At 47.0% G+C, this 21406-nt stretch carries 22 protein-coding genes and 1 tRNA gene; 4 read left to right on the plus strand and 19 right to left on the minus strand.

The features are described from left to right. Positions 1 to 105: 105 nt before the first annotated feature. From odhB to ACTHTA_RS07040, 9 genes are all read right to left on the minus strand, one after another. A complete protein-coding gene (odhB, locus tag ACTHTA_RS07000) occupies positions 106 to 1296 on the minus strand; it encodes a 2-oxoglutarate dehydrogenase complex dihydrolipoyllysine-residue succinyltransferase (RefSeq protein ID WP_308887990.1) in 1191 nt (396 codons plus the stop codon). A 99-nt stretch (positions 1297 to 1395) separates the two neighbouring features. Beyond that, positions 1396 to 4224 carry a 2-oxoglutarate dehydrogenase E1 component gene (locus tag ACTHTA_RS07005; RefSeq protein ID WP_308887988.1) on the minus strand — a complete coding sequence of 943 codons (2829 nt, stop codon included), beginning with the start codon at positions 4222 to 4224 and terminating at the stop codon, positions 1396 to 1398. A gap of 209 nt (positions 4225 to 4433) precedes the next feature. After that, positions 4434 to 5717, minus strand: coding sequence for a citrate synthase (gene gltA / locus ACTHTA_RS07010; protein ID WP_250590445.1), 1284 nt, complete (start codon positions 5715 to 5717; stop codon positions 4434 to 4436). Between the two features lie 124 nt (positions 5718 to 5841). Further along, positions 5842 to 6090 (minus strand): FAD assembly factor SdhE, encoded by a 249-nt coding sequence (locus ACTHTA_RS07015; RefSeq protein ID WP_003678830.1) that lies wholly within the window; start codon positions 6088 to 6090, stop codon positions 5842 to 5844. A 3-nt stretch (positions 6091 to 6093) separates the two neighbouring features. Beyond that, positions 6094 to 6801, minus strand: coding sequence for a succinate dehydrogenase iron-sulfur subunit (locus ACTHTA_RS07020; RefSeq protein WP_002241462.1), 708 nt, complete (start codon positions 6799 to 6801; stop codon positions 6094 to 6096). Between the two features lie 119 nt (positions 6802 to 6920). Further along, entirely contained in the window at positions 6921 to 8684 is a 1764-nt protein-coding gene (sdhA, locus tag ACTHTA_RS07025) for a succinate dehydrogenase flavoprotein subunit (RefSeq protein WP_308887987.1), read from the minus strand. Positions 8685 to 8686: 2 nt separating this feature from the next. Then, positions 8687 to 9028 (minus strand): succinate dehydrogenase, hydrophobic membrane anchor protein, encoded by a 342-nt coding sequence (gene sdhD, locus ACTHTA_RS07030; protein WP_003678837.1) that lies wholly within the window; start codon positions 9026 to 9028, stop codon positions 8687 to 8689. Then, positions 9022 to 9399, minus strand: a complete 378-nt coding sequence (sdhC, locus tag ACTHTA_RS07035; protein WP_003686156.1) for a succinate dehydrogenase, cytochrome b556 subunit — start codon at positions 9397 to 9399, stop codon at positions 9022 to 9024. The genes sdhD and sdhC overlap by 7 nt, the downstream gene beginning before the upstream one ends. Before the next feature lie 625 nt (positions 9400 to 10024). Further along, positions 10025 to 10297 (minus strand): hypothetical protein, encoded by a 273-nt coding sequence (locus ACTHTA_RS07040; protein ID WP_003686206.1) that lies wholly within the window; start codon positions 10295 to 10297, stop codon positions 10025 to 10027. Between the two features lie 207 nt (positions 10298 to 10504). Between ACTHTA_RS07040 and ACTHTA_RS07045 the strand changes: the two genes are divergently transcribed. Beyond that, positions 10505 to 10888 (plus strand): YkvA family protein, encoded by a 384-nt coding sequence (locus tag ACTHTA_RS07045; RefSeq protein WP_308887986.1) that lies wholly within the window; start codon positions 10505 to 10507, stop codon positions 10886 to 10888. Between the two features lie 84 nt (positions 10889 to 10972). On the opposite strand, the gene ACTHTA_RS07050 is transcribed toward ACTHTA_RS07045, so the two are convergent. The 4 genes from ACTHTA_RS07050 to dapF all read right to left on the minus strand — a co-directional run bounded on the left by ACTHTA_RS07050 (position 10973) and on the right by dapF (position 14116). Next, positions 10973 to 11473 (minus strand): membrane lipoprotein lipid attachment site-containing protein, encoded by a 501-nt coding sequence (locus ACTHTA_RS07050; RefSeq protein WP_372510598.1) that lies wholly within the window; start codon positions 11471 to 11473, stop codon positions 10973 to 10975. A 154-nt stretch (positions 11474 to 11627) separates the two neighbouring features. Beyond that, on the minus strand, positions 11628 to 12560 hold the full coding sequence (cysK, locus tag ACTHTA_RS07055; RefSeq protein WP_152333334.1) for a cysteine synthase A: 933 nt from the start codon (positions 12558 to 12560) through the stop codon (positions 11628 to 11630). Between the two features lie 105 nt (positions 12561 to 12665). Beyond that, a complete protein-coding gene (locus ACTHTA_RS07060; protein WP_154954284.1) occupies positions 12666 to 13268 on the minus strand; it encodes a hypothetical protein in 603 nt (200 codons plus the stop codon). Next, positions 13265 to 14116, minus strand: coding sequence for a diaminopimelate epimerase (gene dapF, locus ACTHTA_RS07065; protein WP_308887985.1), 852 nt, complete (start codon positions 14114 to 14116; stop codon positions 13265 to 13267). Before dapF ends, ACTHTA_RS07060 begins: the two co-directional genes overlap by 4 nt. A gap of 180 nt (positions 14117 to 14296) precedes the next feature. Between dapF and ACTHTA_RS07070 the strand changes: the two genes are divergently transcribed. Together ACTHTA_RS07070 and ACTHTA_RS07075 are read left to right on the plus strand one after the other, a co-directional pair. Next, entirely contained in the window at positions 14297 to 14788 is a 492-nt protein-coding gene (locus ACTHTA_RS07070; protein WP_070589975.1) for a NemA protein, read from the plus strand. A 139-nt stretch (positions 14789 to 14927) separates the two neighbouring features. Further along, positions 14928 to 15003: transfer RNA gene (locus ACTHTA_RS07075), tRNA-Asn, on the plus strand. Positions 15004 to 15264: 261 nt separating this feature from the next. Here ACTHTA_RS07075 and ACTHTA_RS07080 read toward each other — a convergent pair. The 3 genes from ACTHTA_RS07080 to dnaX all read right to left on the minus strand — a co-directional run bounded on the left by ACTHTA_RS07080 (position 15265) and on the right by dnaX (position 18445). After that, the gene (locus tag ACTHTA_RS07080) at positions 15265 to 15831 is read right to left on the minus strand and encodes a hypothetical protein (RefSeq protein ID WP_308887984.1); all 567 of its coding nucleotides are present in this window, start codon (positions 15829 to 15831) and stop codon (positions 15265 to 15267) included. 187 nt (positions 15832 to 16018) lie between these two features. Continuing rightward, complete coding sequence (locus tag ACTHTA_RS07085) at positions 16019 to 16354, minus strand: YbaB/EbfC family nucleoid-associated protein (protein WP_003678854.1); 336 nt, start codon at positions 16352 to 16354, stop codon at positions 16019 to 16021. A gap of 90 nt (positions 16355 to 16444) precedes the next feature. Continuing rightward, positions 16445 to 18445 carry a DNA polymerase III subunit gamma/tau gene (gene dnaX, locus ACTHTA_RS07090; RefSeq protein ID WP_308887983.1) on the minus strand — a complete coding sequence of 667 codons (2001 nt, stop codon included), beginning with the start codon at positions 18443 to 18445 and terminating at the stop codon, positions 16445 to 16447. Positions 18446 to 18643: 198 nt separating this feature from the next. On the opposite strand from dnaX, the gene ACTHTA_RS07095 reads away from it, so the two are divergent. Continuing rightward, complete coding sequence (locus tag ACTHTA_RS07095; RefSeq protein WP_308887982.1) at positions 18644 to 19357, plus strand: aldose epimerase family protein; 714 nt, start codon at positions 18644 to 18646, stop codon at positions 19355 to 19357. A gap of 57 nt (positions 19358 to 19414) precedes the next feature. Here the strand turns inward: ACTHTA_RS07095 and mltB are convergent, their stop codons facing one another. The 3 genes from mltB to rpsR form a co-directional block, all read right to left on the minus strand. Beyond that, a complete protein-coding gene (gene mltB / locus ACTHTA_RS07100; protein ID WP_308887981.1) occupies positions 19415 to 20494 on the minus strand; it encodes a lytic murein transglycosylase B in 1080 nt (359 codons plus the stop codon). Between the two features lie 208 nt (positions 20495 to 20702). After that, positions 20703 to 21155, minus strand: coding sequence for a 50S ribosomal protein L9 (gene rplI, locus ACTHTA_RS07105; RefSeq protein ID WP_308887980.1), 453 nt, complete (start codon positions 21153 to 21155; stop codon positions 20703 to 20705). Positions 21156 to 21171: 16 nt separating this feature from the next. Beyond that, positions 21172 to 21402, minus strand: a complete 231-nt coding sequence (gene rpsR, locus ACTHTA_RS07110; protein WP_003678863.1) for a 30S ribosomal protein S18 — start codon at positions 21400 to 21402, stop codon at positions 21172 to 21174. Positions 21403 to 21406: the final 4 nt, after the last annotated feature.

The following is a 21406-nucleotide window of genomic DNA, read 5'->3' on the forward strand; positions in this document are numbered from 1 at the left end:
TCAATCGTTTGTTGAGCCTATTGTAGCACGATACTACATTACGCTACATCTAAATAAAAATTCAGACGGCCTTTTCATTAACAAATAAAAGGCCGTCTGAAACGATTACAGATCCAACAACAGGCGAGCTGGGTCTTCCAACGCATCTTTAATGGCTACCAAGGTCAATACAGCTTCGCGGCCGTCGATGATACGGTGGTCGTAAGACAGAGCCAGATACATCATTGGACGGACAACAACTTGGCCGTTTTCAACCACGGCGCGCTCTTTAGTGGCGTGCATACCCAAAATCGCAGATTGAGGCGGGTTGATGATCGGGGTAGACATCATAGAACCGAAGGTACCGCCGTTGGTAATACTGAATGTACCGCCGGTCAGATCTTCGATAGCGATTTTGCCGTCTTTGGCTTTTTTCGCGTAATCAACAATTGCTTGTTCGATGTCGGCAATGCTCATTTGGTCGGCATCGCGCAGGATTGGCACAACCAAACCGCGTGGGCTGCCAATCGCGATACCGATGTCGAAGTAACCGTGGTACACGATGTCTTTGCCGTCAACAGAAGCATTCACAACCGGGTATTTTTTCAGGGCGGCAACAGCGGCTTTAACGAAGAAGGACATAAAGCCCAGTTTTACGCCGTGTTCTTTCTCGAATTTATCTTTGTACTTCGCACGCAAGTCCATGATTGGTTTCATGTTGACTTCGTTGAATGTAGTCAGAATGGCGTTTTCTTGTTGAGAAGCCAAGAGGCGTTCGGCAACACGGGCACGCAGGCGGCTCATTGGTACGCGTTCTTCAGGACGTGCGCCGGCAGGAAGTGCAACGGCAGGAGCAGCGGCTGCGGCAGGTTTGGCAGCGGCATTTTGTACGTCTTCTTTCAATACGCGACCGTCACGGCCGGAACCTTGCAATGCGTTCACGTCAACACCGGTCTCGGCAGCCAGTTTGGCGGCGGCAGGCATAGCGGCGTTGTTTTGTGCAGCAGCAGGAGCGGCGGCTGGGGCGGCTGGGGCTGCTTCGGCAGGAGCGGCTGCAGGTGCTTCAGCAGCAGCTGTAGCAGCTGTATCGATACGTGCCAAAACTTGGTCGGCAACAACGGTTTCACCGTCTTGAGCTACGATTTCAACCAATACGCCGGCTTGTGGAGAAGGTACTTCCAAAACCACTTTGTCAGTTTCGATATCGATCAGAATTTCGTCACGGGCAACTGCTTCGCCAACTTTTTTCTTCCATTCCAAGAGCGTGCCTTCAGATACGCTTTCAGACAGCATAGGTACTTTTACATCAATAATCATTTTGTGTCTCCAATGGCCCTTTCAGACGGCCTGTTGTGTGTTTTTAATTCTGCATATGGGCATTCCGCCTGAGCAGCCTCAGACGGAATGCCACTTGGTTTACAATGCCAAAGCGTCTTCAACCAATTGTTTCAATTGAGCAATGTGTTTGCTTGAGTAGCCCACTGCAGGCGATGCGCTGCTTGGACGACCGGCATAAGACAGTTTTTGCTCTTCGCTGATAACGTCTTCGATGCGGTGGCGGATTTGGTAGAACGCACCTTGGTTTTTCGGTTCTTCTTGCGCCCAAACCACAGATTTTGCGTTCGGATATTTCGCCAGTTCAGCTTTAACCTCGTCGTATGGGAATGGATACAGCTGCTCAACGCGGACGATAGCGATATCATCTTCCAGTTTACGCTCGGCACGACCAGCTTCCAAGTCATAGTAAACCTGACCGGCACACAATACCACGCGTTTCACGCTGTCGTTGCTTGCGCGTTCGGCAGTATCGCCGATAACCGGACGGAAGGTCGAACCTTCGGTGAAGTTTTCCAGCGGGCTCATTGCACCTTTGAAGCGCAACAGGCGTTTGGACATGAAAATCACCAGAGGTTTACGGTATGAACCCAAGACTTGACGTTGCAAGATGTGGAACATTTGCGACGCTTCAGACGGCATGATGACTTGCATATTGTTCTCGGAACACAGTTGCAACCAACGTTCTACGCGTGCAGAAGAGTGCTCAGGGCCTTGACCGTCGTAGCCGTGCGGCAGGATGGTGGTCAGACCGCACAAACGACCCCATTTGGTTTCGCCTGAAGACAGGAATTGGTCAATAGTCACTTGTGCACCGTTGGCGAAGTCACCGAATTGAGCTTCCCAAATGGTCAGCTTGTCAGGAGCGGAGCAGGCAAAGCCGTACTCAAACGCCATCACGGCTTCTTCGTTCAAAATGGAGTCGATAACCAGGAACTCGCCCATGCCTTCGCCCATATGGCGCAAAGGAACATAAGTACCGTCGTCCCATTTTTCACGGTTTTGATCGTGCAATACTGCATGACGGTGTGAGAATGTACCGCGGCCGGAGTCCTCACCGGAAATACGCACGCCATGACCTTTAGTCAGCAGGCTTGCGTATGCGAGGGTTTCGGCCATACCCCAGTCGATGGCTTGTTTACCGGATGCCATGGCTTTACGCGCTTCAATCACACGTTTCGCAGTCGGATGCAGGGCAAAGCCTTCCGGTACGGCGGTAAACTTCTCAGTAAGACGCTCAATATCTGCGGCAGGCAAACCGGTTTCGATGTGTTCGCGCCAATCTTTGCCTTGGTATTTACTCCAATCGATTTGCGTGCGTTGGAAGTTGCTCAAAGTTGTTTGCTCAACATGTTCGCCTTTGTCCAAAGCATCACGGTAAGCTTGGATGTAACCGTCAGCCTCAGCTTGAGTTACCACGCCTTCGGCAATCAGTTGCTCGGTGTACAAAGCACGCGCACCTGGGTGTTGCGATACTTTTTTGTACATCATCGGTTGGGTCAAGGTCGGATCATCGCCCTCGTTGTGGCCCCATTTACGGTAGCAGACAACGTCGACCACGATGTCTTTATGGAATTTTTTGCGGTAATCCAAGGCAGCTTGGATGGCAAAGCAAACGCGTTCAGGATCATCGCCGTTCACATGGATAACCGGAGCAGAAACCATTTTCGCGATATCGGTACAATGTACGGTAGAACGGGTATCGCGAATATCCGAAGTGGTAAAGCCGATTTGGTTGTTGATGACGATGTGAACCGTACCGCCGGTAGTATAACCACGGGTTTTAGACAGGTTGAATGTTGCTTGGTTAACACCCAAACCGATAAATGCAGAGTCACCGTGAATCAATACCGGCAAGACTTTATCGCGGCCGTTTTCACCCAAACGTTTTTGTTTGGCGCGCGCAGAACCTTCCACTACCGGGTTAACAATTTCCAAGTGTGATGGGTTAAATGCCAAAGAAACGTGCATCGGGCCGTGTGGCGTAGCGATGTCGGAGCTGAAGCCCATGTGGTATTTCACGTCGCCGCTAGGCAGTTTGATTTCGGCACGGCCTTCAAACTCAGCAAATAAATCACTGGGTTTTTTGCCTAGAATGTTCACCAAAACATTCAGACGGCCACGGTGTGCCATACCGATGATGACTTCTTCCACGCCGTCTTTACCGGCATTTTGAATCAGGTAGTTCAAACCGGCAATCGCGCTTTCACCGCCTTCTACACCAAAGCGTTTTTGACCGACATATTTGGTATGCAGGTAGCGTTCCAGAGTTTCGGCAGCAGTCATTTCTTTCAAGATACGGCGTTTTTGTTCAACGTTGTAGCTTGGCGTAGACAGTACGCTTTCAAAATAATTGCGAACCCAGCGGCGCTCTTCCGTATTTGGGATGTAGATATACTCTACCGCGATATGGCCGCAGTAGGTTTGTTTGAGGTTGCTGATGATTTGGGACAGAGGCAGTTTGCCCTGACCGGAAAAATCGCCCTCGCCCATATTGAACTGAAGTGCCATATCGGCATCTGACAGACCGTGGAATTTAGGATCGAGAGCTTCGATATTTTGAGGAGGAATACGTTTGAGCGGATCAAGTTGGGCTGCACCCACGCCTTGGATACGATAGGCAGAAATCAGTCGCAAAACGCTGACTTGCTTTTTCATCATTGCCTCATCCACACCGCCTGAAACGGCTGCGGCAATTTTCTTTTTAGCCAAAGTGGCAAATGATTCACGAATCGGTGTATGGGCAACATCGACAGCGACTGCGCCCGGCTGTTTACTCAAATCGGTAAAGTACTGTTTCCATTTTTCATCGACAGATTCCGGATTATCCAGAAACTTTTCATACAACTCCTCGATGTATGGCGCATTAGAACCAAACAGATAAGAGAAATTGAGTTTTTCGTCCATCATGGCGTGAGCTCTTTTCTTTAAAATATAAACAAAGGGTAGAATCCCGTGTTCTCCGAACGGAATTCAGGCCGTCTGAAATGACACTTTATTCTACCCTATTTCAAATCAAATTACCTGCTATCAACTTAATTAATTACGACCAACCTCATTGAAAACGGCAATTCGATTTTTTCAAACGACTTTTCAACAATATATTAATGTATTGTCTATTAGCGTTTATCTACCGGAACGTAATCGCGACGCTCTGCACCGGTATACAGTTGACGTGGGCGACCGATTTTCAGTGCCGGATCGCTAATCATTTCATGCCAATGAGAAATCCAACCTACACTGCGCGACAATGCGAAGATAACGGTAAACATTTCAGTTGGAATGCCCAATGCGGACAAGACGATACCGGAGTAGAAATCGACGTTTGGATACAGCTTGCGTTCAACAAAGAATGGATCTTTCAGTGCAATTTGTTCCAATTCCATCGCCAGCTTGAATTTAGGACTGTCTTCCAAGCCCAATTCTTTCAAGACTTCATAACAGGTTTCGCGCATGATGCTGGCTCGTGGGTCCATATTGCGGTATACGCGGTGACCGAAGCCCATCAGACGGTATTTGCGTTGTTTCACACCTTCCATGTATGCGGCAACATTAGATACATCACCGATTTCGTCCAGCATCTTCAACACAGCTTCGTTTGCACCGCCGTGTGAAGCACCCCACAGACAGGCGATACCGGCAGCAATACAGGCAAATGGGTTTGCGCCCGAAGAGCCGGCCAAACGCACAGTCGAAGTAGAAGCGTTTTGCTCGTGGTCGGCATGCAAGATAAAGATGCGGTCGAGCGCGCGAGCCAATACTGGATTAGGTTTGTATTCTTCACATGGTGTCGCAAACATCATGTGCAAGAAGTTTTCAGCATAGGAAAGGTTATTTTTTGGATAATTGAACGGCAAACCGTTGGAATAACGGTAACACATTGCCGCAATTGTCGGAATTTTGGAGATTAAGCGGTAAATCGCAATTTTGCGGTGCTCTGGATTGGCAATATCCAAGCTGTCTTGGTAGAAAGCAGACAAAGCGCCAACCACGCCAACCATCATCGCCATCGGGTGCGCATCGCGACGAAAACCGCGGAAGAACCAAGTCAACTGCTCATGCAGCATAGTATGGCGACTGACTGTGGCATCAAATTCTTTTTTCTGTTCAGGGGTAGGCAGTTCGCCGTAAATCAACAGATAGCAAACTTCCAAATAATCGGATTTTTCTGCCAGCTGCTCGATAGGATAACCACGGTAATACAACAGACCTTCATCGCCATCAATATAAGTGATTTTGGATTCACAACTTGCAGTTGACACGAATCCGGGGTCGAAGGAAAACAGACCTGTATTTTTAGTCAAAGTACGGATATCAACCACATCATGGCCGATACTTGCTTCCAATACTGGCAGTTCCAAGGTCTCTTGATTCGGGGTGGTGAGCTTGACTGATTTAGACATTCTTAAACTCCTTTGTAAGTTGGGGCTTTCGTTGCCGCCCAAGCGGCACGGTCCTTTTTTTCAGACGGCCTCCGTATGGAAAGAGCTTGTTCGGATTGGCATCGCAAACAAGCTCTATAATACGTCATGCCTGTCTGATTTTTTCAAGCATGGGAATCAGGTGTTTCTTGTCCGTCGCCGAATGTCCGTTAATCAAGGCAAGCAATTCTTGGTCTTGAAATTCGAGGATTTCGGAAAATTCGGACAACTCCTGATCACTCAGGTGCTCGAATTCTTTTTCCATAAACCTACCGAAGATTAAGTCTAATTCCAACAATCCCCGGCGGGTTTGAAAACGGATTTTCCGTTTGGCAATATCGTCAAAAACCATCATTTCTTAAACGGCTCGTTTCAACATAATCTCTTTAATCTTACCGATGGCTCGGGTCGGATTCAAGTGTTTAGGACATACGTCTACGCAGTTCATAATGGTGTGGCAACGGAACAAACGGTATGGGTCGTTCAGATTATCCAAACGCTCATTAGTGATGGTATCACGGCTATCCGCAATGAAACGGTAAGCATTCAGCAAACCGGACGGACCAACGAATTTATCAGGGTTCCACCAGAATGACGGGCAGGCAGTCGAACAGCAGGCGCACAAAATACATTCGTACAAACCGTCCAACTCTTTACGCTCTTCCTGAGTTTGCAGACGCTCTTTGTCCGCATCGATAGGGTTATCGTTGACAACGTAAGGTTTGATGGAGTGGTATTGTTTGAAGAACTGGGTCATATCCACAATCAGGTCGCGGATAACAGGTAGACCTGGCAGAGGACGGATTTTAACCGGCTGTTTCAGGCCGCGCAGATCAGTTAGACATGCCAAACCGTTTTTGCCATTGATGTTCATACCGTCAGAACCGCAAATACCTTCGCGGCAAGAACGGCGGAAAGACAATGTATCGTCTTGTGCTTTCAGGCGCACTAAAGCGTCCAAAAGTTTGACGTCGGTTGGTTCCAATTCCAACTCGTAACGTTGCATATAAGGTTTGGCATCAACGTCCGGGTTGTAACGGTAAATTTCAAAACTCATTTTTTCCATGAGAAGTGTTCCTTTTCTCATAAACTGCCCAATGATTTTGTATTATGAATTCGAGCAGTTCAATGTGGGTATGGTTAGGTTTCAGACGGCCTTTAAGATAAAGGCCGTCTGAAAACTCATCAATAAACGCGTTTAGCCGGTTTGATGTATTCCACGCTCAAAGGCTTGGTATGTACCGGTTTGTAAGACAAAGTATTGGTATCTGAATGATACAGGGTATGTTTCATCCAGTTTTCGTCATCGCGCTCAGGATGGTCGTCTGAAGCATGTGCGCCGCGGGATTCTTTACGCGCTTCGGCGGACACCAAAGTCGCTTTCGCTACTTCAATCAGATTATCCAATTCCAAAGCTTCGATACGCGCGGTATTCCACACTTTGCTCTTGTCTTTGATTTCAGTACGTTTCACGCGCTCGGCAATCGCCATGATTTCTCGAACGCCTTTGCTCAGAATCTCATCGGTACGGAACACACCGGCGTGCAGTTGTACGGAGCGTTGCAGTTCGCGACGCAATGCATCAACGTTTTCACCATCGGTTTGATTGTCCAAACGCTCGATACGTTGGCGGGTCAACTCACCGGCATTAGCAGGCAGAGGTTTCCAGTCGCTTTGCTCTTTGATGAATTTAATCATGCTGTCGCCGGCAGCTTTACCGAATACCACCAAGTCCAACAGGGAGTTAGTACCCAAGCGGTTTGCACCGTGTACGGAAGCACAAGCGCACTCACCTGCTGCATACAGACCTTTTACAGGTACTTCGTAATCCTCACCTTGCGGAACGACAACTTCGCCATGATAGTTGGTCGGAATACCGCCCATCATATAGTGAGTAGTCGGCACAACAGGAATCGGGTCTTTAATCGGGTCGATACCGGCAAACTGAATGGAAATCTCGCGGATGCCCGGCAGTTTTTCCATAATTTTTTCTGCGCCGATATGGTCGATTTTCAGCAAAACGTGGTCTTTGTTTTTACCACAACCGCGACCTTCGTAAATTTCCATCGCCATCGCACGGGAAACCACGTCACGGGAAGCCAAGTCTTTTACAGTCGGAGCGTAACGTTCCATAAAGCGTTCGCCGTCGGCATTCAGCAGAATACCGCCCTCACCGCGTACACCCTCGGTAATCAATACACCGGCACCGGCTACACCGGTCGGGTGGAATTGCCAGAATTCCATATCTTCCAACGGAATACCCGCACGGGCACAAATACCCAAACCATCACCGGTATTCATATAAGCATTGGTAGAAGAAGCATAAATACGACCGCCGCCACCGGTAGCAAACATCACGGCTTTAGCGTGAAAAATATAAACTTCGCCGGTTTCCATTTCCATGGCGGTTACACCGACGACGTCGCCATCTTCATCACGAATCAAATCTTGCGCCGTCCATTCCACAAAGAATTGCGTATTGGCACGGACGTTTTGTTGATACAGGGTATGCAGCATCGCATGACCGGTACGGTCGGCAACCGCGCAGGCACGTTCTACCGCGCGCTTGCCGTGTTCGGCAGTATGACCGCCAAAAGGACGCTGATAAATTTTGCCGCTTTCGACACGGTCAAAAGGCATACCCATGTGTTCCAACTCAATCACCGCTTCAGGCGCGGCGCGACACATAAACTCAATCGCATCTTGGTCGCCCAGCCAGTCGGAACCTTTCACGGTATCGTACATGTGCCAATCCCAACGGTCTTCCTGCACATTACCCAATGAAGCAGAAATACCGCCTTGAGCCGCTACAGTATGAGAACGGGTTGGAAACACTTTAGACAAAACAGCACAATTCAGGCCGGATTTAGACAATTGGAGGGCTGCGCGTAAACCTGCACCACCACCGCCAACAATCACGGCATCAAACTTGCGAACAGGAAAACCCATATTTACCCCCAAATTACTTTAACTGAATACACCAAGCAGCCTACCAACCAAACGATGGTGGCAACTTGTAAAAACAAACGCAGGCCGAAAGGCTTAATGTAGTCCATCCACAAATCGCGGATACCTACCCATGCATGCAGGAATACGGCCAAGAAGCTCACTTGGGTAAATACTTTCACCCAAGTCTGATCAAAAAATGCCTGCCATGCCGAATATTCTTTAGGCAACGTAAACAAAACAACCAAAAGAACCACGGTATACACCAACATGATGACCGCAGTTGCACGTTGCATTGCCCAATCGCGCAAACCGTAATGCGCACCTGTCAATTTACGTTCTACCATAACAAAGCTCCCAAAACGACAGTCAGAATCAAAGCAGAAGCAAATACAACTTTAGCAGTAGCACGGGCAGTATTTAATTCCAAGCCTTTGTGTACATCCAAAAACAGAAAGCGGATACCGGCGAAAAAGTGGTGCAGATATGCCCACAACAGACCGATAAGGATCAGCTTCACAAACGGATTGGAGATAGCAGAACGATATGCTTCAAACGACGCTTCGCGATCCAGCGTTCCAGAGAAGAAATACAAGAGAACAGGCAGCATCACAAACAAGCCGACGCCGCTGATACGGTGAAGAATAGATACAATCCCCGGTATGGGCAATCGGATATTCGGAATTTCCAAAAATACCGGGCGTGATTTGGCGGACATGGTCAGTTCCTCTAGATTTATTATCAGCTCAAAACCTATAGCTCAGCACTACAATAAGCTACATAAACCATAATTTACCTGTTTTATCTCATTTTGAACAGTGCAATTTATGAATGCTCTAATGATTTTTACCAAAAGACTAATAAAATCAAACAATCATTCTTAGATTTTTTTTTGCGTGGCTAGCCTTTTTTGTTACTTTCCTGCAATTAAGCCATCTCCCCATCAAAGCACTTACGATAACATCATTATTATTTGAGAATTGTATCTATTGTGAGATAAATTCTCACTCTTGATACCTAATCTTTACAAAGGAATCTGTCGTTGAAGCAGAGTTCAAAGGCAAGAAAGTCCACATGACGTATATGAACAAAGCCGAACGCAATGTCTCGGTTTTTTAGACAATCCGTGTGTGAAATAATGTGCCAAATTTGATGGACAAGGCCGTCTGAAAAGATATAGTGGATTAACTTTAAACCAGTACGGCGTTGCCTCGCCTTAGCTCAAAGAGAACGATTTTCTAAGGTTCTGAAGCACCAAGTGAATCGGTTCCGTACTATCTGTACTGTCTGCGGCTTCGTCGCCTTGTCCTGATTTAAATTTAATCCACTATATAAAGTTTCTATCAATCCATATCATTTGAGTTTTCATCTTCATAATATGGATGATCGAACAGCTCTCCTTCCCAGATACATTCATCCGTTATACCTTGGGATTCCATGAAAGGAACATAAGAATAAAAATCTTTTTCATATTCTCCATAAAATATATTCACTCCTTTGAGCCATACTGCATCGCATTCATCACACAGAATAATTTCATCATGAAGATATTTAGGTTTTGAATGGTAGAGATAGCCTTGTTGACAAGCGGGACATATTTTTATTCTCTTATTCATGATTACTCCATATAATCGATTTATTTTTGTGGGTAAGCAGTAGTGATTTGATTGCTGCGGCATAAGCCATTCTTAACTTATTACGATTGCATTATCATCACTACTCTTACATAGTTATACATTCAAAGACATTTCATCCATCTCTAGATGGACTAAAATACAGCACAACACCAACAATGTTTCCATACCTTATAAGGAAGCTGCATCATGACACACTCCCCTCATCAAAACACACCCGATCAGGAAGACTATATCCCCTCCTTCCGCCGTCGAAACTTGGACACATCCGGTTTTATGAAAAAACTCGGACGCTTTGCCGGCCGCCTAGGCAAACCTGTCGTCCGACAGCTTTATGCACTTTATTACCTTTGGGAATCCGAACACACGCCCAAACGGGCCAAAATGATTATTGTCGGTGCACTGGTTTATTTTCTCAGCCCCATCGACAGCATTCCCGACCTGCTGATTCCATTTGGTTTCAGTGACGACATTGCCGTCATTGCATTGGTTTATTCTCAGATGAAAAACTATCTGACCGAAGATATTCAAGAAAAAGCCCGTCAAGCGGCTGACAAGCTGTTTGGTTCTTAATTGGATACAATTCGACTACACATATATAAATATGAGAAGAAGGCCGTCTGAATATTCAGACGGCCTTCTCGGTTTATGACTTTTTTATTTCAAAGGCTGCATACCCATAACTTCCATCAGGAAGTTGGTAAACGCAGGATTGCTTGGCTTGGTATCCATGTTTTTCCAACGTTGCTGCCAACCGCGCAAAGCACCTTGAATGTACTGTTTGGATTGCTCGGTAGTAATTTCACCACGTTGGCTGTCAACGGCAGAACGCAGATAAACTTCGTACATACTGTCATCGACGGAGTTGCGTCCCACTTGTTGGATACGGAAGCGGTTCAAATATTGGGCAGCCTGAACTTTGGTCAGACTACCTTGGCTCACTTGGGTACTCAAGCGACGTGCTTCATCATGAATCTTGGAAACATCTGCCCAATGCGAAGGAGCCAAATGATAACTGGTAGCTGAAACTTGTGAATCAGCCTTAGGTTTCTTGACGTTGGTTGGTCGAACTGGCACTTCTTTCAATGTTGGAACATAAATCGATTCACAACCGGCAAGTGCCGCCACAGCAAGGATAGGAAGAATGTATTTTTTCATAATGCGCATTATAAGCATGATTCGTTGAAGAAACCAACTTTTGAATAACGGTATTCAAAGCTCATTAACTGAATTACAACAGATTTCATACGATATCTCAAGCCCATACGCAAAAAAGGCCGTCTGAAAACGGCCTTTTAACAACAATCCTATATTATGCCAAATCGGCAAACAGAGGCGTAGAAAGATAGCGTTCGCCATACGATGGCAACAAGACAACAATCAGCTTGCCTTCGTTTTCAGGTTTTTTAGCCAGTTGCAATGCGCTCCATACTGCGGCACCGGAAGAAATACCTACCAGAATGCCCTCTTTCTCAGCCATAGCGCGCGCAGTTTCAAACGCTGCTTCGTTAGGTGCTTTGACAATGCTGTCGTAAATAGTCGTATTCAAAACGCTGGGGATAAAGCCTGCGCCCAAACCTTGAATCGGATGCGGGCCTTTTTCACCACCACTCAATACCGGGGAAGCTTCAGGCTCAACAGCCACGATTTGAACTTCGGGTTTGTGTTTTTTCAATACTTCACCTACGCCGGTAATCGTGCCGCCTGTACCCACACCGGCCACGAAAATATCGACTTGGCCGTCTGTATCACGCCAAATTTCTTCGGCAGTGGTTTTGCGGTGAACTTCAGGGTTAGCCTCGTTATCAAATTGGCGCGGCATAAAGTAAGTATCTGGATGCTCGTCCACTAAAGACTGGGCTTTAGCGATAGCGCCTGCCATACCTTCGGCTGCCGGTGTCAAAATCAGCTCTGCACCGAATGCACGCAACAGCATTTTGCGTTCTTTACTCATGCTTTCAGGCATAGTAATCGCCAACTTATAACCGCGGGCCGCACACACCATTGCCAAACCGATACCGGTATTACCGCTGGTCGCCTCAACGATAACGGTATCTTTATTGATTTTACCAGCCTGCTCCGCCGCTTCAATCATGGCTTCGGCAATACGGTCTTTCACGCTGCTGCCCGGATTGAAAAATTCAAGTTTAACAGCGATTTGCGCTTTCAAACCTTCGGTCAGACGGTTCAATTTCACCAAAGGTGTATTGCCGATCAGCTCGGTAATATTATTTGCAATTTTCATTTCCTGCTCCAGATTTAAATGTGATATAGCCTGCATATTAAACTCAGGCCGTCTGAAAAACCAATACCGAAAATTTCTTTCGTTATAACTTTTGGTTTGGATAAATTAATATCCGCCCCGTTCAAAAATCAAAGCCATGGCAACCACAGCCTGCATGACAACCGCAACCAGCCAACCCATTTGCAGCTGAGTGGCACTAAACAAAGCCGCCGACTGCCTGCACACGACAACGCGGTGCAGATAAAACACCAGCATCAACACGCCCTGCAAAACAAACCAATAAATCGGTTTCAAGGCATAAATTTTCAGCAAGGCCGCCCATGCAAAAACCGCGCCTGCCAATGGCAAGATGAAATAAACCACGCCTACCAAGAAAACAAAAGCCAAAGTCATGACGACATTAGAAACCGCAAATAAGGTTAAACCGGCATATTCGCCTGCCGACCAAAACTTTTTGTCTTCCGTTTTACTGCAATTATCAATAAAGAAAAAAACACTGGCGATTGTCAGATAAAAATGAGGGATGAACAAAGGGCCTGTATGCGTAAAGCCCCACATTCCGGGCAACAAGCGCGCGCCCAGTGCGGAAATTCCCAGCCACAACAACACCGCAGCCCAAAGCCATTGAAACCGCTGCGCGCGAAAAATAAACGCCAACGATACCGCAGCATACGCGACGGCAAACCAAAAATCCAAAGAAACCATCATGAATACTGCAACTCGCCTTCAAAAACGGTTTCAGCAGGGCCGGTCATTTGCACATCGCCACCTTCTTCCCAACTGATAAACAATTCGCCGCCAGGCAGAGTAACACGCACAGGCACACCCGATTTTAGCAAGCCATTGCGCACACCGGCCACCACAGCCGCACACGCTCCGGTACCGCAAGCCTGAGTTTCCCCCACCCCGCGTTCAAACACGCGCAGGCGGACTGACAACTCATCTTCAACCTGCAAAAAGCCGACATTAACCCGTTCAGGAAACTGCTCGTGCGATTCAATAGCGCCGCCCCAATGCTCCACCGGTGCGGTTTCAACATCATCAACCAAAATCACCGCATGCGGATTACCCATATTCACGCAGCTTACCGGTACAGATTCCAAACCGACCAAGATAATATGTGTCAGCGCATCTTCATTTTCACCATATGCAGGCACAAACGGAATTTCAGACGGCATGAAACGCGGTTTACCCATATTGACGGTAACCAAACCGTTATCCAACAGCTTCGGCACAATAATCCCTTTGGCCGTTTCGACCAAAATTTCCGTTTTATCCGTCAAACCCTTATCCGCGACAAAACGCGCAAAACAACGCGCGCCATTGCCGCACTGTTCTACTTCCCGACCATCGGCATTGAAAATGCGGTACCGAAAATCGACCGCATCAGAAGAAGGCTTCTCCACTACCAAAAACTGATCAAAACCCACGCCGCGATAACGGTCCGCCCATTGGGCAAGCGGCGCAGCCAACGGATCAAAGTCCTGATTAATGGAATTGACCACCATAAAATCATTGCCCAAGCCGTGCATCTTCGTAAATTTCAAAGTTTTCATTATTCATTCACATTCTTATTAAATCATTATTTCGGCACATTCTACACCAGAATGATATATCCGTTTCTATCTTGTTTTTCAGACGGCATTGCGCCCTTTTACCAATACTAACACCAGCCACCCCGCAAAAATACTATACTTCCCACATTACAAACATTTCTTATTACAAGGATACACATTATGAAAAAAGTTCTCTTACCTGCCCTTTTGGCCGCTTCACTCAGCGCATGTACAGTCGGCACACCCGGCGTTTCCGTCGGCTTAGGCGTCGGCACCAGCATCGGCCGCCACGTCGGCTTGGGTACATCCATCAACATCCCTGTCGGCTTGGACAAAACCAAAACCACCAAAGACACAGATTCGGACGGCATCCGCATCACAGAAGAACAAATCGTAACCTATTTTGATGCGCACGGCACACCCAGCAACAGCGCAGTCAAAGGCGGCTTCCATCGCCAACTGATCAGCAAACGCAACAACGAATATGTCGTCCAAGACTTTTACAGCGACAACAGCCAAAAACGCACGGACCCCTACGTCCTCAGCCGTAACCAACTGATGCAGTTCCGCGCCACGCCAAGCAACGGCTCGTTAACCACTTACGCCTACAACGGTACGGTAATGCAGCAGCAAGTGTTCCAAAACGGCAAATTGGTTAACGCCAAATACTAAAGGCTGTCTGAAACGGCTGGAAAGCATGTGAAACTTGATTACAAAATATTTTTAACATTCAAACATTTGAAATATTTTGTACCATTTTCTTAAAAATATTGATTGACACATTTTTTCCAGCCATTATAATACGCCCCATTCCCCGATAGCTCAGTCGGTAGAGCGACGGACTGTTAATCCGCAGGTCCCTGGTTCGAGCCCAGGTCGGGGAGCCAAATTTTAAAAGCCTGAACTTCTGTTCAGGCTTTTTTACATCAATCAGGAACGATCGTTCTTTCCCAAAGAAAGCCCTGAATCCTCATAAGACCTTTGCAAAGGCCTCTATCTGCCAAACTGGCACGCCTTGCGCCCTACCCGCTTCGTTTGGCGAACAGGCGCAAACAGCCCGAAACCTTTTTTCAGTCAGGTTTCAGGCTGTTTCGTTTTTTGAATGAACGACATTTTTTCAGACGGCCTTGTCCATCAAGCTTGGTACATCATTTCACACACGGATTGTCTAAAACGACCGAGACATTGCGTTCGGCTTTGTTCATATACGTCATGCGGATTTTCTTGCCTTTAAATTCTGCTTCGACGACGGATTCCAGCGTGGCAACATCTTGGAGGAAGCCGAATTTTTTGTCGTTTGCAGCAATGAATTTGACAGGTTTGTCGCGGAACAGCGAGTAGAACGACACGCCTTTATTATCTGCTGTCACGGCGCATTGCGTTTTGCTGTCGGTGGCGATGACGGAGGAAAGCGTATGGGGCTTGTGGGTACGGTCGGCGAAGGTGGTGTAGGAATCATACGACCCGAAGCTAGTCCTTAATACGAAGGTATTGCCAAGCCACTTATGGCTAGTCCTGTCTTCGGGAAGATTTTTCTCGATGGCTTTTTTGCCTGCAAAGAAAGAGCATTCTTTGGTTTTGTGGTTGCAGACTTTTTTAACGCTGAACTGTTTATCCGGAGAAATAATGATGGTTGCGGCGGCAAAGCTGTTTGCGCTTGCTGCGGTAAACATACAACTTAAAAGAAGTGAGCGGATGAGAAGGGACGGTTTCATTTTGTTTGGTGTATCGATTGGTTTTTAATATTGATTGAGCAGATTTGAATGCAATAAACACTCAATATGCCTGCGGCGGAATAACTGCCGATATGTTGATTTCAATCTGCAAAACAGATAATACGAAGGCCGTCTGAAACTGATTTTTGGCGTTTCAGACGACCTTTGTTTGCTTTGCGGCGCGGGTTTAGCGGAAGAAATCGCCCATGCCTGCTGGCAGGCCTTGGGTAAATGCACCCATGGTTTTATTGGTCGTTTCTTCGGCTTTTTCAGAAGCGGCATTGATGGCGGCCAATACCAAATCTTCCAGCATCTCTTTGTCGTCTGCGGCCTCTTGAATCAAATCAGGGCTGATTTCAAGTTTGCGGACAACGTGCGAACACGTCATCACAACTTTTACCAAACCATTGCCTGCTTCGCCTTCAACTTCAGTTTCAGCCAGCTTGGCTTGTGCCTTTTTCATGTTTTCCTGCATTTGCTGAGCCTGTTTCATCAGGCCGCCTAATCCGGCTTTTCCGAACATGTTTTACTCCTATGGGTTTGAATAAATGGGTTTCACTCATGCCGTCTGAAAAACGCTCTTGCCTTTCAGACGGCCTTGTATATCGGTATTTTAAGAATGCCCTGCCAATTCTAAAGAATCCGGCAGCCATTGTGCTTCAAAGGTTTGTAAGATTTTCTGCGCCGTTGTATCTGCTTCCAGCAAATCTTGCGCCTGCTGCCGCCCTTCTTCTTGAATACGTTTACGGCGCATAACCGGTGTTTCCCAGCCTTTATCATCCTGCCAAGGCTCGGTTTGCAGCCTTAAATTGCCAAGATGGTATGCCTCGCTCAACGTCTGGCAGATTTTATCCAGTCGCTCTTTATTGGCAGTGGCTTTGGCCTCATCCGTCAACGACAGCATGATTAAACCTGCTTCTGCATCATAACTTGTCCATGCCGCATTTTGCGCCAACATCTGCGCTGCGCCTAATTTACGGGCAAAGCGTTCGATAATACTGTGCCAATTCTCAGTTCTAAACTCAGGCAAAGGAGCGAACTGAAGCTCTTCTTCATCTCCCTCCTCTTCTTCAGGCTCAGCAGACGCAACCGGCTGTGGCACTTCCATCACATCAGCATGGTGTGAATCTTCATATGTATATGCTTCATCAAAATACGGAGGCGGAATTTCCTCATCCATGTGCGGATATTCTTCCGGCGCGGGGGCCGTCTGAACTTTTGCAACAGGCAATGTCTCCGCAGTTTCTTGTATCTGCGCCGTTTGTGTTTGAGGCGTTTCGTCCGATACTTGGCTCGGCATTTCCTCCCAAGGCGGTACATCCGCCTGTTGTTGAACAGACTGAATAGTTTCTTCAGACGGCCTTTCAACGATATCCTGTTTGGTCGGAACAGCCTCTTTCTCAACCGCCGGTGCTGCTATCGGCTCAGATTTCGGCAGCTGAAAAGGCTTTTTTTCGGCCTCAGCTTTCTGATGGCCGGAATGCAAATCCGTGTGTTCAATCTGACTTTGCGTATCGCAACTCGAAGCGGCCAACGGCGCAAATGCAAGCATGCGTAAAAGCGTCATGACAAAACCGGCATACTCGTCCGGAGCAAGCGGCAAATCCTGTTTACCATGAATAGCACATTGATAATAAAGCTGAATCTGCTCGCCACTCAAAGCCTGACTTAATCGCAGCAAAGTTTCACGTTCAGGGTCGTCATTCGCTAAGGCGGAAGGAATGGTTTGAATCAAAGCCAAACGTTGCAACAGCATGGCCAATTCTGCCAATGCGCTGTCAAAACCAATCGCTCTGGCGGACATTTCCTGAGCTTTTTCCAGCAAGGCCTCACCGTTTTGATTGATGATTCCTTCAAGCAATTCAAACAAGTATTGTTTATCGACCGCTCCAATCATCTGACGGACATCTTGTTCGGCCACTTTACCCGAACCCATGGCAATCGCCTGATCCAAAAGACTCAACGCATCGCGCATCGAGCCGGCGGCGGCACGTCCCAAAAGCTGCAAAGCCTGTGGCTGATAAGGTACATTTTCACGGTCCAGGACATGTGCCAAATGCTCGGCAACCTGTTGGGTTGTCATGTTGCGCAACACAAACTGCAAACAGCGGCTCAATACAGTAATGGGGACTTTGTGCGGATCAGTGGTCGCCAAAATGAATTTAACGTGCTCAGGCGGCTCTTCCAAAGTCTTCAGCATGGCATTGAACGCGCTTTTGGAAAGCATATGCACTTCGTCGATGATATAGACTTTGTATTTACCCGCAGTCGGCGCATATTGGGCGTTTTCCAACACTTCGCGGATATTGTCGATACCTGTATTCGATGCCGCGTCGATTTCCAATAAATCCACATAACGGCCGCTGTCGATTTGCGTACAGCTTTCACATTGACCGCATGGCTCGCCATGCACGGCATTTTCGCAGTTCAAGCTCTTGGCCAAAATCCTGGCAATCGTGGTCTTACCCACACCGCGCGTTCCTGTCAGCAGATAGGCATGGTGCAGACGGCCTTCGTCCAGCGCGTTGCGCAGGGCTTTGACGACGTGTTCCTGACCGACCAAATCGGCAAAGGTTTTCGGACGCCATTTTCGTGCAAGAACTTGATAAGCCATGTTGTTTCTCTACGGGAAATAAATCGGAAGGCCGTCTGAAAAGAATTATCCGCTCTTCAGACGGCCTCAGAAAATGGCATATATTCTAGCATTTTTTTGATTTTTATTAAGGATTTTCTATCAAGGCTACGGCGACAGCATGTCATTACAATGTTAGAATCCTACATAAATAATAAACAATTTGAAGCTCAAATCATTATGTCTGAAATCATACTACGTAAACAATCAGCCACTATGCAAGTCAATACGATGGGCGGATATATTGATTCCCTGATTCTAAAAGGGCGGAAAGTCTTATTTCCGAAAACCAGCGTTCAAGTGGGTGATGACACAAAATTACGCGGCGGTATGCATGTCTGTTTACCCCAATTCGGACCGGACAGTAAAAATCATCTGGCCCAACATGGTTTCGGCAGAACTTCAGACTGGGAAATCCGCCATCAAAATGAATCGGATATCGGCTTAAAATTAATCAGAACAGAAAAAGGCTATGAACACGTCGAATGGTTGCTTGATTACAGCCTGCCTAACGAAAATGAAGCTATCGCCATCCTAACCGTCTGCAATTACGGTGAATCACCCGTCCGCACTTCTCCGGGATTCCACCCCTACTTTACCGCCGTCGGCACACAATTTAATTTCAACGGCGCACCATACAATGCCGACTATATCTCACATACCGAATTTGTTTCCTCCGACCAGGATGCACACGTTGCATTTGACGGCTTGAAACTGGATATCCGCACCCACAATCTGCCTGTGTATGCCCTTTGGAGCGATCGAAACGGCCAATATACTTGTGCAGAACCAACCGCAGAAGGCAATGCATTTTTATCCCCTGCCCGAGGCGGACAATTTGTTTCAGGGCATAGTAAAAAACGTTACGCCATGAAAATCAGACTGATGGCTTAACCCCCTTACAAATCCTCAATATTTAAAAACCACCCAAACGGGTGGTTTTCTTATAGCTTACAGTCCATTGTTATTGATTGCATTCGCAATATCGCGTACCGCTGTTACATACATGCGGCTGTGGTTGTATTGCCATACTGTGTAGAAGTTATTCAGGCCCAAATAGTATTCAAATACGCCCGGGCTGGTCTCCAAAGCATACAATACAGCCTTTTCATTATCCGCAACAGCAGCTTGAGGCACGACACCCAAAGCTTTGAAATCTGCGACAGTGCGTGTCAAAGCTGTTTTCTCATCGATAATCGCCTGCAAGTGCGGAGTAATCGTCAGATTTACCGGCACAACCATCTTACTGCCGGTCTGCCAGCCATGCTGTTTCATATAATTGGCAACAGAAGCCGCCACATCGCCGACATTATTCCAAATATCGCGATGACCATCACCATCATAGTCTACCGCCCATTTACGGTAGCTTGAAGGCATAAATTGCGGCATACCCATCGCACCGGCATAGCTGCCTTTGAAGTCAAAGACATTTTCTTTTTCTTCTTTTGCCATCTGCAAAAGTTCGCTCAACTCGTTTTGGAAGAACTCGGCACGGCGTGGATAATCAAAGGCCAATGTACTCAAGGCATCGGCAACGCGGAAGCTGCCTGTATTTTTACCATAATTGGTTTCAATACCGAGAATCGCCACAATCAATTCGGCAGGTACGCCGTATTTGCGTGCCACATCATCGATTACGGCACGATTTGCCGCATAGAATTGTCTGCCGCCATTAAATTTGGCTGCACCAGAGTTACCGGTGCGGAATTCATACCAAGGACGCGAAGTGCTTGGACGGTATATAATGGTAATGATATTGCCTTTATACACCACGCCATTAAAGAAATTACGCAACTCTTCCGCACTGAACCGGCGGTTTTTTACTTCATATTGGATAAACTGCTGAACGTTGACGTTTTCATTAAAGCCGCTGCTGGCAACAGATTCAGCCGCAGCATCAAATACAGGGCGTTTTGCAGAGGAAACAGGCTCAACCGGTTTTGCCGTATCAACAGCAGGCTTTTGCGGGGTACTACATGAAGCTAGAGCCAAAGCAGCCAGACCCATCCCAAAGATTTTGATTTTATTCATAAATAATCTCTTTATTAAATACTATGATAAATCCGAATACGAAAGAATATTCGTCCAACACATCATCTCTCTATGCCAACTGCCATACTTTTTAATCAGCCAAAAAATATAGAAACTCGGCACCAATTTGCTTCGGCTCAAGCACATAGACAAGGCCGTCTGAAATCCAAGGAAACCCTTGATTTTCAGACGGCCTTGAATGAATCAATTACTCAGCGACTGCAACAACAGCAACGGTAATTTTAGCAACAGCGTCAGTGTGCAGAGCCACTTCAACTTCGTATTCGCCAACAGCTTTCAAAGGACCGTTAGGCAGACGTACGTTTGCTTTAGCAGCTTGGATACCGGCAGCAACAATCGCTTCAGCGATGTCGGCATTGGTAACAGAACCGAACAGACGACCATCAACACCGGCTTTTTGAGCAACAGTAATGGTTTGGCCTTCCAGTTTTTCTTGACGTGCTTTAGCATCAGCCAAGATTTCAGCTTGTTTGACTTCCAATTCAGCGCGACGTGCTTCGAATTCTTTCATGTTGGCTTCGGTTGCACGTTTTGCTTTACCGGCAGGGATCAGGAAGTTGCGTGCGTAACCGTTTTTAACGGTAACGATGTCACCCAAGTTACCCAGACCGCCGATTTTTTCTAACAGAATAATTTGCATGATTTAAACTCCAAAATTATTTGTGTTGATCGGTGTAAGGCAACAGAGCCAGGAAACGGGCACGTTTCACAGCAGTAGCCAACTGACGTTGGTAGTGTGCTTTAGTACCAGTAATGCGGGCAGGGATGATTTTGCCGTTTTCAGAGATGAAGTCTTTCAACAAATCAACTTGTTTGTAATCAACTTCTTGGATTTTTTCAGCCGTAAAGCGGCAGAATTTTCTACGTTTGAATGATTGACGAGCCATTGTC

Source organism: Neisseria sp. P0013.S005, assembly GCF_051958425.1.
GTDB classification, from domain to species: domain Bacteria; phylum Pseudomonadota; class Gammaproteobacteria; order Burkholderiales; family Neisseriaceae; genus Neisseria; species Neisseria subflava.

What these genes read in the sequence shown, in the direction of transcription:
- ACTHTA_RS07020 (WP_002241462.1), bottom strand. Translation starts at nt 6,801, where the DNA reads ATGGAAAAAATGAGTTTTGAAATTTACCGTTACAACCCGGACGTTGAT.
- rpsR (WP_003678863.1), bottom strand. Translation starts at nt 21,402, where the DNA reads ATGGCTCGTCAATCATTCAAACGTAGAAAATTCTGCCGCTTTACGGCT.
- ACTHTA_RS07085 (WP_003678854.1), bottom strand. Translation starts at nt 16,354, where the DNA reads ATGTTCGGAAAAGCCGGATTAGGCGGCCTGATGAAACAGGCTCAGCAA.
- gltA (WP_250590445.1), bottom strand. Translation starts at nt 5,717, where the DNA reads ATGTCTAAATCAGTCAAGCTCACCACCCCGAATCAAGAGACCTTGGAA.
- ACTHTA_RS07095 (WP_308887982.1), top strand. Translation starts at nt 18,644, where the DNA reads ATGTCTGAAATCATACTACGTAAACAATCAGCCACTATGCAAGTCAAT.
- dapF (WP_308887985.1), bottom strand. Translation starts at nt 14,116, where the DNA reads ATGAAAACTTTGAAATTTACGAAGATGCACGGCTTGGGCAATGATTTT.
- ACTHTA_RS07070 (WP_070589975.1), top strand. Translation starts at nt 14,297, where the DNA reads ATGAAAAAAGTTCTCTTACCTGCCCTTTTGGCCGCTTCACTCAGCGCA.
- sdhD (WP_003678837.1), bottom strand. Translation starts at nt 9,028, where the DNA reads ATGGTAGAACGTAAATTGACAGGTGCGCATTACGGTTTGCGCGATTGG.
- cysK (WP_152333334.1), bottom strand. Translation starts at nt 12,560, where the DNA reads ATGAAAATTGCAAATAATATTACCGAGCTGATCGGCAATACACCTTTG.
- ACTHTA_RS07050 (WP_372510598.1), bottom strand. Translation starts at nt 11,473, where the DNA reads ATGAAAAAATACATTCTTCCTATCCTTGCTGTGGCGGCACTTGCCGGT.
- odhB (WP_308887990.1), bottom strand. Translation starts at nt 1,296, where the DNA reads ATGATTATTGATGTAAAAGTACCTATGCTGTCTGAAAGCGTATCTGAA.
- ACTHTA_RS07040 (WP_003686206.1), bottom strand. Translation starts at nt 10,297, where the DNA reads ATGAATAAGAGAATAAAAATATGTCCCGCTTGTCAACAAGGCTATCTC.
- ACTHTA_RS07060 (WP_154954284.1), bottom strand. Translation starts at nt 13,268, where the DNA reads ATGATGGTTTCTTTGGATTTTTGGTTTGCCGTCGCGTATGCTGCGGTA.
- sdhC (WP_003686156.1), bottom strand. Translation starts at nt 9,399, where the DNA reads ATGTCCGCCAAATCACGCCCGGTATTTTTGGAAATTCCGAATATCCGA.
- ACTHTA_RS07045 (WP_308887986.1), top strand. Translation starts at nt 10,505, where the DNA reads ATGACACACTCCCCTCATCAAAACACACCCGATCAGGAAGACTATATC.
- sdhA (WP_308887987.1), bottom strand. Translation starts at nt 8,684, where the DNA reads ATGGGTTTTCCTGTTCGCAAGTTTGATGCCGTGATTGTTGGCGGTGGT.
- ACTHTA_RS07015 (WP_003678830.1), bottom strand. Translation starts at nt 6,090, where the DNA reads ATGATGGTTTTTGACGATATTGCCAAACGGAAAATCCGTTTTCAAACC.
- mltB (WP_308887981.1), bottom strand. Translation starts at nt 20,494, where the DNA reads ATGAATAAAATCAAAATCTTTGGGATGGGTCTGGCTGCTTTGGCTCTA.
- dnaX (WP_308887983.1), bottom strand. Translation starts at nt 18,445, where the DNA reads ATGGCTTATCAAGTTCTTGCACGAAAATGGCGTCCGAAAACCTTTGCC.
- ACTHTA_RS07005 (WP_308887988.1), bottom strand. Translation starts at nt 4,224, where the DNA reads ATGATGGACGAAAAACTCAATTTCTCTTATCTGTTTGGTTCTAATGCG.
- rplI (WP_308887980.1), bottom strand. Translation starts at nt 21,155, where the DNA reads ATGCAAATTATTCTGTTAGAAAAAATCGGCGGTCTGGGTAACTTGGGT.
- ACTHTA_RS07080 (WP_308887984.1), bottom strand. Translation starts at nt 15,831, where the DNA reads ATGAAACCGTCCCTTCTCATCCGCTCACTTCTTTTAAGTTGTATGTTT.